Genomic DNA, 13821 nt, shown 5'->3' with positions numbered 1-13821 from the left:
CTTCCTGGCCGGATTCCTGAACCAGGCTTTTGGGTGAGCCATATCTTTGAGTTGGGATGTCCGCAATCACCCGGACCCGTTCGATTGCCCCCGATCACGCTGACTCCCTCGATTCCCGAAACGAATCAGTGTTTTCGTGCGAAGCCCTTCTGTGAAAACCATTTGTGTCAAGCATGCTCGGCGCACCCGCCCGCGCACCCACGGCGCACCGGCTCCCATCACCCGACACCTCGCTCCCAGGCGTTCCAACCCCGTTTCCTCTCCGTCCTCTTCAGCACACTCAATTTCCCGAAACGAACTGGTGAGTTCTTGCGAAAAGGCTTCTTCTGAAACGACTTGCGTTTCAACCGGTCCGCGCACCGAAGCGCACCAACTCCCGATTCAGACGCGCACCGAGCCCCCTGTTCGCTCGATCGTCCCCGTCTGGACCCGCCTGGATGGTCGGTCGGCCCGATTCCCGAAACGAACCGCGCCAATTAGGCCAAAGCGTTTGTCTTTGAAAGACTTACACGATGTGGTCGTCGCGCACCGAAGCGCACCAAGACGCCCCTGACCTTTTCCGGAGCCTCCTGCCGAGGCAGACCAGCGCCCTCTGGCGATCCGTTAGTTCTGGCGGCATCCTTGGGAGTCGGGCCGAGGTATCCCGCTGGTCCGGGTCGATGGTCGGCCCCGTTGGACCGGTTCCGTCTTGTTCGGAGGATGTCCCGATGTCGATTGCTGCCAGGGTGCTGACCGTTGCTCCGCTTTGGGTCCTGCTCGCGGGGGCGTCTCTGGCGATCGGGGCGGTCCCCCCGCCCCAGGTCGAGGAGTTCATCTACGAGGAGGCCCCGTTCCCCCAGTGCCACGCCTCGACGATCGCCGAGACGCCCGACGGCACCCTCGTCGCCTCCTGGTTCGGCGGGACCCGAGAGAAGCACCCCGACGTGGGCATCTGGGTCGCCCGCAAGACCCCCGGCGCCTCCTGGTCGGCTCCCGTCGAGGTCGCCAACGGCATCCAGTACACGACCCCCGAAGGGCAGGTCGTCCGCCACCCGTGCTGGAACCCGGTCCTTTTTCAGGCGGAGGATGGCCCCCTGCTCCTCTTCTACAAGGTCGGACCGAGCCCGAGGGATTGGTGGGGAATGCTCACCACCAGCCTCGACGGCGGGCTCTCCTGGTCGACCCCCCGGCGCTTGCCCGAGGGGATCCTCGGTCCGATCAAGAACAAGCCGATCGCCCTGCCCAACGGTTCACTGCTCTGCCCGACCAGTACCGAGGACGACGGCTGGCGCGTCCACTTCGAGACGACCCCCGACCTCGGCCTCACCTGGATTCGCACCGGACCGATCAACGATGGTGAATCCATTGGCGCGATCCAGGGAAGCATCCTCACTCGGGCCGACGGCTCGCTTGTCGCCCTCGGCCGGAGCCGACAGGCCCGGCTCTGGCAGAGCGTTTCGACCGACGGCGGCGCCTCCTGGTCCGAGATGACCCTGACCGACCTGCCCAACCCGAACTCCGGGACCGACGCCGTGACCCTCGCCGATGGCCGCCACCTGCTCGTCTACAACGCCACCGAACGCGGCCGGTCCCCGCTCAACGTGGCGATCTCTGAGGATGACGGCCAGACCTGGACCATGATTCACACCCTGGAGTCCGAGCCCGGTGAGTACTCTTACCCCGCCGTCATCCAGGCCAAAGACGGGACGATCCACATCACCTACACCTGGAACCGGACCCGCATCAAGCACGTGGAACTCGACCCGAATCAGCTCTAATCCGCACCAAAGGACACTTACATGGATATGCAGCTTTCCGACAAGATCGCCCTCGTCACCGGCTCAACCGCTGGGATCGGCAAGGCGATCGCCGCCGCCCTCGCCGCCGAAGGGGCGGCCGTCATCATCAACGGCCGCAACCCCGAGACGGTCGAGGCCACCGCCCGGGAGCTTTCCTCCCTGGGGGGAGGCGCCGTGCACGGGGTCGCCTGTGCCCTCGATACGGCCGAAGGGGTCGAGACGTTGCTCAAGGGGGCCGAGGCTGTCGGCCCGGTCGATATCCTGGTCAACAACGTCGGCATCTTCGAGCCGAAGCCGTTCGACGAGATTCCCGACGCCGACTGGCAGCGCTTCTTCGACGTCAACGTCATGTCCGGGGTCCGCTGCTCCCGGGCCCTGATGGGCGGCATGCGCGACCGTGGCTGGGGCCGGATCCTGTTCATTTCCAGCGAATCCGGCATCAACATCCCGCAAGAGATGGTCCACTACGGCATGACCAAGACCGCCCAGCTCGCCATCTCCCGAGGGCTGGCCAAGACCCTCGCCGGCACAGGCGTCACCGTCAACTGCCTCTTGCCCGGCCCGACCTGGACCGAAGGCGTGGCGACCTTCGTGGAACGGATGGCCGAGCAGCGCGGTACCACCGCCGAGGCGATGAAGGCCGAATTCGTGCCGATGGTCCGGCCCAGCTCCCTCATCCGGCGTTTCGCCACCCCCGAGGAGGTCGCCGCTCACGCCGTCTACCTCTGCTCCCCCCTGGCCTCGGCCACCAGCGGCGCGGCCCATCGGGTCGAGGGGGGAATCGTCGACGTCTGCTTCTGACAAGCAGTCCCGCCGACAATCCCCCGTTTCCCATCAGAACCCGATGAACCCGGAGGAGCCCCCGGATTTCAAACCTCGCCTCGACACCGATCGCCGCTCACGACCATGACAACTCGAGATGCCTCAGTCATTCTCAAGCAAGGGGTTCGCCACCCGTCCGAACAGCCGGAAGGCGGCGCGGGCCTTCTGGCCGGTGTCCATCTTGTCGAGGTACGAGGTGCGGAGCGAGTCCAGCCAGCGCAGGTCGCGGCCTTCGTAGGAGATTGCCACCCGCACCAGGATCGGCCCGGGGTGCGACATCGCCGTGGCAATGCCGCCGAGCACCTGATCGTTCGACTCGATCGACAGCGACGACAGGCCCATGCCTCGCGCCAGGGCCGTGTAATCGAGCTTCGCCAGGTGCGTGGCGGTCGTCCGCTTGAACAAGGGTTCCTGAAGCATCTGCATGTAGTGATACACGCCATCGTCAAGCACGAAGATGCGTACGGGCAGATGCGCCCGGGCCGCGGTCGAGGCTTCCAGGCCCGACATCAGGAAGCAGCCATCGCCCGTGACGCAGGCGACCGGCAGGTCGGGACGGGTCCGCTGGGCCCCGATCGCCGCCGAGACGGCCCAGCCCATGCTCTGATTGTCGGCCGGGGTGATGAAGCGTCGCGGCCCCTGGCGTCGCACAGCCTCGGCGGCCCAGTGGGTCGAGGCGGTCACGTCGACGAACATCAGGCCCTCCGGCCCGATCGCCTCGCCGAGCAGGGCCAGGAATCGCATTGGGTCCACTCCCTTCGTCACCTGGACGGCGACGTGCTCGGCCCGCTCGGCCTGGCGGTCGTCCTGAATTGCGCGGACGAGCTTTACGTTGGGTGGCCGTCGGAGCGGCTCCCCTTCCGCGAGCACCCGGGAGAGGAAGGCCCCGGCCTCGGCGTGGACCTTCACCGAGGCCGGCACGTTTCGGCCGAGCACGGCGGGATCAATGTCCACGTGAATCAGGTTTTCATGCTTGGGGATGTTGTAGTTGGCTGTCGTGACCTCGTTGTAACGGACCCCGATGGCCAGCACCGTGTTGACCTGCTTGAAGGCCCGCTCGGCCGCCCGGGTGCCGAAGGAGCCGTAGCCCCAACCGACGGCCAGCGGGTGATCGTCGGGGATCACCCCCTTGCCACTCACGCTTGTGGCCACAGGAGCCTGAAGCAGCTCGGCCACGGCGACCAGGGCCGCGCTGGCCTCGGCCGTGCCGAGACCGGCGTAAATGCCCACACGCCGAGTCGGATCGCGCAGAATGTCGATCGCCTTGCGGACCGCGGCCTCGTCCCAGGGCGGGGCCAGTTCCAGGGGGACCGGTTCGTCGTAATCCCAGGTCATCGACAGCAGATCATACGGCACGACCACGCCCACCGGCCCCGGAGGCCCGGCCTTCGCCAACTGGAAGGCGCGATGGATCGCCGCGGCGATCTGGCCCGGGTGATGCACCTCGATCACGTGCTTGCAGACCGTCCGGAGGATCGCCGCGTTGTTCAGCGAATGCACCTGGCCGAGCGGAGCAGCCGGGCCGCGCTTGACGTCCGTCACCAGGCCGACGATCGGCACCGTATCGAGCAAAGCCTCACCAATACCGGTCATCGCGTTCGTCAGGCCGGGGCCTGGGATCAGGGCGAACGCCCCAACCTTGCCCGAGACTCGGGCCGAGGCATCGGCCATGATCGGCGCGGCCGATTCGTGGCTGTTGAGCATGTAAGGGACGCCCAATGTCTTCATCGCGTCCCAGAACTCATTGTTCTGAGCCCCCGGCACACCGAAGACACACGGCACCCGCTCGGCCTGAAAGGCGGCGGCGGCGGCCTTCGCGCCGGTCATCCGCCCCTTGATGCCTGCCCCTTGCTCCGGGGGAACAGCGACCAGGGGCAACCTCGGATCGGGGGCCGGCGGGGTCTCCTGGGCCGCCGCCTCTGCGGCCAGGCCCGCCCCCACGGTGCCGATCGTCCCAAGAACGGTGCGTCTCGTGAATTCCATCATGGGGTCTCCCGGGGCGATTGGGACCAAAAATGCCGGATCGCTGGCGAAACGGAATCGCTACGGTTGCTCTATCTTGCCCAATTTTCGCGATTGGGGGAGAGGGTCGATTCGGACCTTTTTGTATCGGCCGTTCGGGTTCGTTGGATTGATTGGGTTTTGCGGGGGCGTTGTGTCGGGCAAGGCGGTGGGCTAGGGTGTGACGATCACGGTTCAGGGGGGAATCGCGACCCGATCCGTAGCGGTTCGGACGAACTGCGATTCATGCGCCAAGACGAGGCCAATCTGATGCACGGTGTTCTCACGGTGGCCCGGGTTTGGGCTGTTCGACGCGTCCCTTCGCTCGGGATGTTGGCGATCCTCTGGAGCGGTCTCACCGGCTCGACCGTTCAGGCGCAGGAGGATGCGGCCAACCGACCCAACATCGTCATGTTGTTTGCCGACGACTGGCGATGGGACACGCTCGGCTACGCTGGCAACCGGATCGTGCAGACACCGCATCTCGACGCTCTGGCCGCTCGGGGGGCCTGGTTCCGGCAGGCTCGGGTGACGACCTCGATTTGCTGGGTGAGCCGGGCGAGCCTGTTCACCGGGCAATGGATGGCGCGTCACGGCTCATCGCTTCCCGAGCCGATTCCGACCCCCTGGGCCGAGACCTATCCGGGCCTGCTCCGCGAGGCGGGGTACTGGCTCGGGTTCGTCGGCAAGTGGCACAACGGGCCGTTTCCGAGTGATCAGTTCGATTTCGGCACGTCGTACATGGGTTGGCACTACATGACCCTGCCGGATGGGACCAAGATCCACGTCACGGCCCGCAACGAGCGCGATGCCTTGCAATTCCTCGACGAGCGGCCGAAGGATCAGCCGTTCTGCCTCACGGTGTCGTTCTTCGCCACCCATGCCGAGGACCCGCATCCCGATCAGTACCTGTATCAACCGGAAAGTGCCTCGCTTTATGAAAACGTAACGATTCCCGTGACCGCAACCGCCACCGAAGCCCACTTCCGCGCCTTGCCCCCCTTCCTGGCGACCGAGAAGAACGAGGGCCGCGTCCGGTGGTACTGGCGGTTCGATACCCCGGAGCGTTATCAGCGATACATGAAAGCTTATTACCGCATGGCGACCGAGGTGGACCACACCATCGGCCGGATTGTCGAGGAACTGGAACGCCAGGGAGTGATGGACAACACCCTGATCGTCTTCATGGGAGACAATGGCTACTTCCACGGCGAGCACGGCTTGGCCGACAAGTGGTATCCGTATGAGGAATCGCTACGGGTCCCCTTGATCGTGGTTGACCCTCGGATGCACCCCATGCGCCGAGGGCACGTCAACGACGATTTCGTGCTCAACGTGGACATTGCCCCGGCCTTCCTGGCCGCCGCGGGAATTCCGGCACCCGAGGGGATGCAAGGCAAGGACTTCGCCCCGCTTTACCTCAAGGCCGAGCCGCCTGCCTGGCGACAGGAGTTCTACTACGAGCATCCCACCGTGTCCAACCGCGAGCGGATTCCCAGCTCCGAGGCGGTCGTCCGCAAGGACGTGAAGTACTCCTACTGGCCCGAGTGGGACTTCGAGGAACTGTACGACCTGAGGGCCGACCCCTTCGAGGAGCACAACCTGGCCAGTGACCCGGCCCAGGCGGATCGGCTGGCCGAATTACGGGATGCCCTGAAGCGATTACGCGAGGAAGCACGATGACCCCGGTGTTCCCCTTGTGATTAACCCTTGATCAACAAAGGTGGGCTCTCGTAAAGTACCACCAAGAACGATTTGGGCCGTGCCTCTCCCCTTTTTCGGCCCCGAGTGTCCCCTGGATTGCCGGCCGAGACAGAGGCCGGACCCCTTCGACGCAAGGAGCCTGCCGATGTCCCGCCCGATTGCGATGCCGACCCGATGCGAAGGGACCCTGCCGCGCCGGTCGTTCCTGCGGGCCTCGCTCACCGGCCTCTCGACCCTGGGGTTGGCGGACCTGTTCCGCCTGGAGGCGGCCGCGGCGGGAGCGGGGGCAGGCATGGGATCGGGGCCAAAGTCGGGGCCGTCGATCATTCTCATCTGGCTCTGGGGAGGCCCGAGCCACATGGAGACGTTTGACCTCAAGCCCGACGCCCCGGCCGAGTACCGCGGCGAGTTCAACCCGATCGAGACGAACGTCCCCGGCATTTTCATCAGCGAGCACCTGCCCCGGCTGTCGAAGATTGCGGACAAGTATGTGTTGATCCGATCGCTCTCCCACGATAGCCCCGGCCACATGAACAGCACCCACACGGTGATGACCGGCTATACGGGGGAGATCGTCGAGACGCCCCCCTACAAGCCGAAGCAGCCCGACCTCTTCCAGGCCGCTCACAAGCTCTTGCCGAGCCGGTTGCCAGGCCTGCCGCAGTGGGTGGCCCTGCCTCGGGTGCGCTACACGGGAGGCGGGCACTTTGGCGACTCGTTCGGCCCGTTCGTGGTGACGGCCGATCCGAACGATCCGAAGTTCCACGTACCGGCCCTGAGCCTCGATGAAGGCCCTCGGGCCCGGCTCTCGGGGCGAGGGCGTCTGCTCGACGACTTCGAGCGGATGCGCCGGACCATCGAGCAGACCGAGTCGGTCGAGTCGCTCGACTCGTTCCAGCAGCAGGCGCTGACCCTATTGACCGGCACAACCGCACGCGATGCCTTCGATCTCTCGGGCGAAGACCCTCGGCTCCGCGATCGCTACGGCCGCGACGAGATCGGCCAGCGCTGCCTGCTGGCCAGGCGGCTGGTCGAGTCGGGCGTGCGGCTGGTGACGGTCGACTTCCCCTGCGTGCCGGGTCAGAAAGCGTTTTCGTGGGACGACCACGCGAGCGTCTGGAACATCTTTGAACAGATGAAGATCCGTCTTCCGGTCCTCGATCGTGCCGTGTCGGCCCTGATCGAGGATGTGCATGTTCGGGGGATGGACCGCGACACCCTGGTGGTGGTCATGGGAGAGATGAGCCACACGCCGAAGCTCTCCAATCACAAGGGGCAACCCGGGCGCGAGCACTGGGGCAAGTCGATGTCGCTCTTGCTCTCAGGCGGCGGGATGCCAATGGGCCAGGTCATCGGCGCCACCAACCGACGAGGGGATGAGCCGGTCGATCGCTTCCTCCGACCGAGCGACCTGCTGGCCACCTGGTACACCTACCTCGGGATTGATCCGCACGCCGTCTTCCCCGACCAGACCAATCGGCCCATCCCGCTCTTGCCGCATGGCGAGCCGATTCATGAGCTGGTCTGATCGACAGATTGGTGCTTCTCGATCTATGTCGATCATCGGAGCTGCCGGAGGAAATTGCGGTCGAGCAGGTCTTTCCAGGCGAGCATGGCCCGGCCTCGGAGGGAGAAGGCTCCCCAGCAGGCCAGGCCGGTGCCGTCACCCAGGTTGAGGATCTGAAGCCAGCGGCGCTGGGGGCGATAGCGGCGGAGGCGACCGCCGAGGATCGTCGCGCGGAGGTTGTGGGCCAGAACTCGGGCCTGCCGCACGGCGACCACTCCGATCTGGGGGAGGTTAACGCCCTCAAGGGTGGCGCAGTCTCCCCCGGCAAAGAGGGTCGGTTCCTGGACCGATCGAAGGAACGGGTCGAGGAGGAGGCGGCCTTCGTCGTTTGTGGGCAGACCGATCTGACTGATGACGGGGGGAGCGACCAGTCCGATGGCGGCAACGACCAGATCGTAGTCGATCCGGCCACCACTGCTCAGGACCGCCGCGTCGGGCTCGACCCGAGCCACGGTGTCGCCGGTTCGGACGGCGACTGCGCGGCGATCGAGCAGTTCGGTCAGGGTTCGGGAGGCGGATTCAGGGAAGCTGCTGAGGAGGCGATCACCCGAGGTTACCAGGGTGATGGAGGCTTGCGCCTTGAGGCGATCGGCCAGGGCCCGGAGATTCAGGGCGATTTCGCAGGCGGTGGCGCCCCCTCCGATGACCAGGATGCGGGGGGGCTGGCCGGGACGGCCGTTCCCTGGCTGGACGCGACGGGTCAGGTCTGCCCGGAGCTTGGCCAAGCGTCGGATCGGTTTGGCGAGGAAGGCGTTCGAGCCGAGTCCCTCGACCCGATCCACCGGAACGCAACTGCCGAGGTCGAGGGATGCCACGTCGTAGGCGAGCGACGCTCCCCCGGTAAGATGGACGACTCGGGCGGCCGGATCGACCTGCGTGACCCGATCCCGGAGGAACCGCGCGCCGACCCGCCGGGCCAGGGTCTCGACACTGATCCGATCGTGCTCCACCTCGTACTGTCCACCGAGCATTCCCGTGGCGAGACCCGAGTACCAGAAGTCGTCCTGATCGACGATGGTGACCTCGACCCCGGCGTGGGTCAGGGGGCGGAGCCTCCGAATCACCTCCATATGCGCGTGGCCGGCCCCCAGAATGGCCAGCCGCCCCCCTGTCCCTGGTGTTGCCACGTTCCGGCTCCCTCGGTTTTACGGGATGGCAACGCATCAGTTTGAGCGTTATGACCTGTTTACGAGCAGATTTCGGGCCGATCGGTCGAGAAACTCAAGTCTTGGTCTGGTCCAATTCCGAGGGGAGTTGGCGTGCCGAGGTCTTACGGGTCGAATCATCCCGGAGGGTTCACCATGCGTCGAGCGTCGCCGAACTGGGAACACGATCCCGACGACTGGGATGATCGCCCCGATGAATGGGATGAAGGGGCCGATGATGATGACAATGAGGAGACGGTGGTCCTCCCCTGCCCGGCCTGTGGTGCCGAGGTGTATGAAGACGCCGAACGATGCCCCCACTGTGGGGATTTCATCGTCCGGCGCCTCCGAGGGAGGGAGGGGAAGCCGTGGTGGTGGGTGGCGTTGGGTCTGTTGGGGATCGGAGCGGTGGTCTGGGTGTTCCTGATTTGAGGAGAGCGCGAGGCGCGATCGGCTCAGATCCAGGGGTCGTCGATGGCTTCCTCGACCGAGGCATAGAGATCGACCAGCTTCGGCAATCGCATCGAGTCGAGCACGGGCAAGACCTTCGGCGAGACGCAGCAGACCCGCATGGCTCCGTGCTCGCGGTCGAGGTGCTGGAAGAAGGCGAGCAACGCGCCGACGGCCCGGCTCGACAGGTAATTGACGTGTTCCATGCTCAGAACGACCCGGCGCGGGAGGGGCTTGTCGAAGAAGGTTTGGAGGTCGTAACGAAGCGGGCCGACGGTCGATTCGTCGTCGAGCAACGACTCCCGGATACGGGCGACGAGGACCCCCCGCACGATTTCGCAAGCCAGGGCGTTGGTGGAAAGATTGGGGTCGGCGTGAGAGGCGTCGGGGTCGTTGGTGTCGTCCTCCTGGTCGTCGGGAGGTGATAGATTGGAGGATGCCCCCTGAACGGTGGGAATCAGGAGGGCGGTCGGGGCATCGGGATTGGCCGAAGACGCCTGATCGCGGAGCCAGGAGGTGAGGATGTCATCGTCGGTCGGAGGAGCCGTGCCGGTGACGGGGAGAATCTGAAGCGAAAAGCCGAGGACGCCGACCTGAAGGGAATCACCGTCGTGCGCCTCGGCCTCCTCCCCGCGGAGGGTCCGACCGGCGAGGATCGTGCCGTTCTTGGTGCCATAGTCCCGGACGAAGACCTTGCCGTCTCGGCGTTCGATGATGGCGTGAATCCGGCTGATCGTCTCGCTGTTGGGGCGGAGCTGGCAACGAGCATCCCGGCCGATCACGAAGCGACGGCCCTTGACCTCGATGGCGCGTCCCTTGGCCTTGCCGACCGCAACAATCAGGCGGACACAGGGGGCTCCCGCGGTCGGATCGGGGGCCAGGGTGCCGAAGGACGAATCGGCCGAGGTGGATTCGGCGTCCTGGGGAGATGGCTGTGGCCAAACACTCTCCAGGGCCGGCCGGGTGTCTGGGAAGATTTCGATATGCTTGTGCAGGTCGGTCATGAAGAACAGTTGAGCGACCGCCGGCTGCACGGTGCAGACTTTCAAGGCTCCGCCTTCGGTGCGGCAACGGTCGTAGACACGGAGGACGGTGCTGAGGGCCTGGCTGGAGCAGTGTTCAACGTTGCGGAAATCGAGCGCAATGCGGACCTTGCCGGCGAGGATTAGCTCTTCAAGCTGTTGCGTGACCCGTCGGATGTCCTGCTCGTCGATCAGGTCGCGATCGAGAATGCGGGCCAGCGCGATGCCGTCCTGATCCTCGATCGAGAGGCCATGCTGGTTGGGGGGGGGAGCGTGCTCGTGAGGGTGCTCCCCTTCATGCTCTTGTTCGTGTTCGTGGGCAATGCGGTCGAGAATGGATCGAGCCGTCCGCATGGCCGGAGAGAGGGGAATGCTCGAATCCGAGGGGCTGGCGGCTGGTTGCAGCTTCTGGCGAGCCTTGACGGCTCGCGCCACCCAGGAGGCATCACGCTGGGCCATCTCATCCGCATCGGCAATCATGACGAGGTAATGAACCGGGCCGGCGCAGAGCTCGTCGCCATCGTGCAATTCGGTGGGGACGAGGATGCGATCGCCGTTAACCAGCGTTCCGTCGGCCGAGTTGATGTCCTCGACAAACAGGCGGATGCCTTGCCAGTACAGGCGGCAATGGCGTTTGCTGACCCGACCATGATCGGGACGAAGATGACACGAGGGTTCGCGGCCGATGACGCATTCGCGTTCCGTCATGCGGAACTGCTCATTCCCGTAGGCACTGAGTTGGACGAGCCGAACCTCCATAAGATTGCCTCCGAGGGCTCTGAGGCCCTCCAAGATAAGGCTGCGGGGCCAAGCCTTCGCCTCGAAGCACCGACCGGCATCTTCGACGGTCTCGTGGGCAGGGCAGGGACATACGTTTCAGGTCTACATCCTCCGGAAGGTTGACGCAAGCCCCTTCAATCAGCTTGAGCGGAATTCACTGAAATTCTGGTGTCACCAACATGCAGGCATGTGGACGTCCCCGTTGCTTAATTGGGAAGGTGGGGCGCCTGAACATACCGGTTAGCTCGGCGAGTCATCGGAGCTGGTTGGTTTTGATGGGTTGGTCCACTGGGCTTGAAGTGCCTGACCGAGGGTCGGGTCGGTCATGGCCACATAGCTGATGAGGCCGGCGAGCCGTTCGGGCGTGTCGGCGTCGGGCCGAGGTTTTCCAGTTTGAAGATTGTGGACTGCGGCCCGGAGTTGGCGGCGAAGGGTGCGAGGTGTGCGAGGGGAAGCCGCGCCGTTGACGACCAGTCCGGTGACCTGCTGACGGGCGCCGGGGCGGGCGACGCGGGTCTTTTCGAGCCGGACGGTGAATCCTTCGGACTCGACCACACGGCGGGCCTTGCCGAGCAAGGTGCCGAGCTTCGGGTCTCCCTCGTGACTGCGGGGGAGGCTGAAGGTCAGGTCATCGGCGTAGCGGGTGTAGCGGTAGCCGAGCGACTGGGCGAGGCCATCGAGCCGGCGATCGAGCCGAAGGCAGAGGGTATTGGTCAAGGCCGGGCTCGTCGGTGCGCCTTGGGGCAAGGCCCGAGGGCCAAGGGCGACGTAGTAGGTCGTCTTGCCTTGCTCGACGATCTCCCGGGGGGCTTCAGTGCAGATCAAGGCGAGTAGCGTTGCCACCTGCTCGCGGTAGCCGGCCCGGCGGAAGATCCCCTTCACGCGCCGAAAAGTGACCGAGGGAAAGAAATCCTTGAGATCCATTTTCACGACCAGCGCCGAATCGACATGGTTGCTGGCGTTGGACAGAATCGACCGGCCGGCCAGAAATCCGTGCGCCGCGCCGTGGACGGGAAGCTTTTCGGCGATGTTGCGGAGAATCCAGTGCTGGGCGGCCTTGAGGGTTGGCAAAGGGGCCCAGATGGCTCGTTCCGAGCCGTCTCGCTTGGGAATGGTGAAGCGTCGATAGTGGATCGAGGTGGCCGCGTCGCGGTGGAAGGCGAGCCAGCGGAGTTGGGAAATCGTCAGGCCGAGAGCCTCGGCCAGATCGCGGGGCGAGTCGAGCGGAGGCAGTTCGTTCTCGGCGGCGCGTTCCTCGGCGTCGGGAGCGTCCCAGGGGTCCTTGGTCGCCTGATCGTTCCAGTAGATGCCCTCGCCCAGGTGGACGATGTGCCGGGCGCGATAGGCTTTCCAGGCCTCTCGCTTCAGTTCCCGACGATGGGCGGCTTCTTCCTTAAGTTGTTTCTTGTAGGCGGTGCGTTCGCGGTCGGACATTGTGTCCACGTCTCGGCGAGCGACGAGGAAGCCGCGTTCGGCAAGCTGCGTGTTCACATAGGCGTCAATGCCCCCTGCGTGTTCGATGGCCCGCCAGAGCGAGAGGAGATCGGTGGCTCGGGACATGGGGGCCTCTCCTTTGGGAGGGGAACACGGAATGGGGTGGTGGTCTTGATTGCGACGATTGGGGGTCAGGCTCGCTCGGCGGCGCGGAGCTTGGCGCTGCGGGAGCGGGCATTCTGCCGGACTTCGCGGTCGCTGGCGATGACGGGTTTGCGGGTCAAGGGGCGGAGGCGCTCGTCATCGCGGAAAGCGGCCTTGACGCGTTCATCTTCGAGTGAGTGAAAGCTGATCACAACGAACCGACCGCCAAGCCGGAGCCGATCGGGGGCAACGGCGAGGAAGCGATCGAGAAGAGACAGCTCATCGTTGACAGCGATCCGGAGGGCCTGGAAGACGCGGGTACTCGGATCGATCCGCTCGCGCCGGTGGCCGTAAACGCTTCGGATCAAGGAGGCAAGTTCCTCGGTGGTGGTGATGGGCCCTTGGTGGCGGCGTTCGACAATGCGGTCGGCGATGGCTCGGGCTCGGGGCTCGTCTCCCAGGTCGCGGAACAGGGCGATCAGCTCATCGGCCGAGCGTTCGTTGACCAGGGTGGCGGCGGTGGTTGGCTGCGATGGGTCGAAGCGCATGTCGAGCGGCCCCTCGCGCTGAAAGCTGAAGCCGCGGGAGCCGGTGTCCATCTGATCGGACGCGAAACCGAGATCGGCCAGAATGCCGTCGACCTGCGCAATGCCGAGCGAATCAAGCTCCTCGACGAGCCGGTCGTAGGCCGAATGGACGAGTGTGACCGGCAGGCCCCTGGTGCGATCTCGGGCGAAGTCGAGCATCATGGGGTCGCGGTCGAAGCTGATGACACGTCCGTCCGCCCCGACCCGCTTGGCCAGGGCGGCCGAATGCCCCCCGGCGCCGGCCGTGGCGTCGACAAAGACGCCACCTGGCTTCGGGTCGAGCCAGGTGAGGACTTCGTCGAGCAAAACGGGGCGATGGACGGCAGTCATCGAGCACCGGGGTTCGAACCAGGAGAGATGATCGAAGTTATGCGGACAGGGGAAACG

Annotated in this window: 10 protein-coding genes; 5 read left to right on the top strand and 5 right to left on the bottom strand. The window is 65.3% G+C overall.

Annotated elements, in window-relative coordinates:
* Positions 1-707 precede the first annotated feature (707 nt).
* Together GA615_RS10945 and GA615_RS10940 are read left to right on the top strand one after the other, a co-directional pair.
* Complete coding sequence (locus GA615_RS10945; protein WP_152051328.1) at positions 708-1757, top strand: sialidase family protein; 1050 nt, start codon at positions 708-710, stop codon at positions 1755-1757.
* 21 nt (positions 1758-1778) lie between these two features.
* Entirely contained in the window at positions 1779-2579 is an 801-nt protein-coding gene (locus GA615_RS10940) for an SDR family NAD(P)-dependent oxidoreductase (RefSeq protein WP_152051327.1), read from the top strand.
* A gap of 123 nt (positions 2580-2702) precedes the next feature.
* Here GA615_RS10940 and GA615_RS10935 read toward each other — a convergent pair whose 3' ends face one another.
* Positions 2703-4586, bottom strand: coding sequence for a thiamine pyrophosphate-binding protein (locus GA615_RS10935; RefSeq protein WP_152051326.1), 1884 nt, complete (start codon positions 4584-4586; stop codon positions 2703-2705).
* 285 nt (positions 4587-4871) lie between these two features.
* Here GA615_RS10935 and GA615_RS10930 point away from each other — a divergent pair, with 285 nt between their 5' ends.
* On the top strand, positions 4872-6284 hold the full coding sequence (locus tag GA615_RS10930) for a sulfatase family protein (RefSeq protein WP_235905327.1): 1413 nt from the start codon (positions 4872-4874) through the stop codon (positions 6282-6284).
* A gap of 166 nt (positions 6285-6450) precedes the next feature.
* Complete coding sequence (locus GA615_RS10925; protein WP_152051325.1) at positions 6451-7833, top strand: DUF1501 domain-containing protein; 1383 nt, start codon at positions 6451-6453, stop codon at positions 7831-7833.
* A gap of 32 nt (positions 7834-7865) precedes the next feature.
* On the opposite strand, the gene GA615_RS10920 is transcribed toward GA615_RS10925, so the two are convergent.
* Positions 7866-8999: an NAD(P)/FAD-dependent oxidoreductase gene (locus GA615_RS10920; protein WP_152051324.1), complete on the bottom strand. Its 1134-nt coding sequence runs from the start codon at positions 8997-8999 to the stop codon at positions 7866-7868.
* Between the two features lie 174 nt (positions 9000-9173).
* On the opposite strand from GA615_RS10920, the gene GA615_RS10915 reads away from it, so the two are divergent.
* Positions 9174-9449 carry a zinc-ribbon domain-containing protein gene (locus tag GA615_RS10915; RefSeq protein WP_152051323.1) on the top strand — a complete coding sequence of 92 codons (276 nt, stop codon included), beginning with the start codon at positions 9174-9176 and terminating at the stop codon, positions 9447-9449.
* Between the two features lie 23 nt (positions 9450-9472).
* On the opposite strand, the gene GA615_RS10910 is transcribed toward GA615_RS10915, so the two are convergent.
* The 3 genes from GA615_RS10910 to rsmH form a co-directional block, all read right to left on the bottom strand.
* A complete protein-coding gene (locus GA615_RS10910; RefSeq protein ID WP_152051322.1) occupies positions 9473-11248 on the bottom strand; it encodes an FHA domain-containing protein in 1776 nt (591 codons plus the stop codon).
* Positions 11249-11509: 261 nt separating this feature from the next.
* Positions 11510-12829, bottom strand: a complete 1320-nt coding sequence (locus GA615_RS10905; protein ID WP_152051321.1) for a reverse transcriptase family protein — start codon at positions 12827-12829, stop codon at positions 11510-11512.
* 65 nt (positions 12830-12894) lie between these two features.
* On the bottom strand, positions 12895-13764 hold the full coding sequence (gene rsmH, locus GA615_RS10900; RefSeq protein ID WP_152051320.1) for a 16S rRNA (cytosine(1402)-N(4))-methyltransferase RsmH: 870 nt from the start codon (positions 13762-13764) through the stop codon (positions 12895-12897).
* Between the last annotated feature and the right edge of the window lie 57 nt (positions 13765-13821).

The sequence above is a fragment of the Tautonia marina genome, from assembly GCF_009177065.1.
Taxonomy (GTDB): Bacteria; Planctomycetota; Planctomycetia; order Isosphaerales; family Isosphaeraceae; genus Tautonia; species Tautonia marina.
Note: the sequence above shows the minus strand (reverse complement) of the source record. Positions and strands in the feature narration are given on the sequence as shown.

Bases quoted from the DNA above. Each gene is read 5' to 3' on its own strand.
- GA615_RS10945 (WP_152051328.1), top strand. From the start codon at position 708: ATGTCGATTGCTGCCAGGGTGCTGACCGTTGCTCCGCTTTGGGTCCTG.
- GA615_RS10930 (WP_235905327.1), top strand. From the start codon at position 4,872: ATGCACGGTGTTCTCACGGTGGCCCGGGTTTGGGCTGTTCGACGCGTC.
- GA615_RS10910 (WP_152051322.1), bottom strand. From the start codon at position 11,248: ATGGAGGTTCGGCTCGTCCAACTCAGTGCCTACGGGAATGAGCAGTTC.
- GA615_RS10915 (WP_152051323.1), top strand. From the start codon at position 9,174: ATGCGTCGAGCGTCGCCGAACTGGGAACACGATCCCGACGACTGGGAT.
- rsmH (WP_152051320.1), bottom strand. From the start codon at position 13,764: ATGACTGCCGTCCATCGCCCCGTTTTGCTCGACGAAGTCCTCACCTGG.
- GA615_RS10940 (WP_152051327.1), top strand. From the start codon at position 1,779: ATGGATATGCAGCTTTCCGACAAGATCGCCCTCGTCACCGGCTCAACC.
- GA615_RS10935 (WP_152051326.1), bottom strand. From the start codon at position 4,586: ATGATGGAATTCACGAGACGCACCGTTCTTGGGACGATCGGCACCGTG.
- GA615_RS10925 (WP_152051325.1), top strand. From the start codon at position 6,451: ATGTCCCGCCCGATTGCGATGCCGACCCGATGCGAAGGGACCCTGCCG.
- GA615_RS10905 (WP_152051321.1), bottom strand. From the start codon at position 12,829: ATGTCCCGAGCCACCGATCTCCTCTCGCTCTGGCGGGCCATCGAACAC.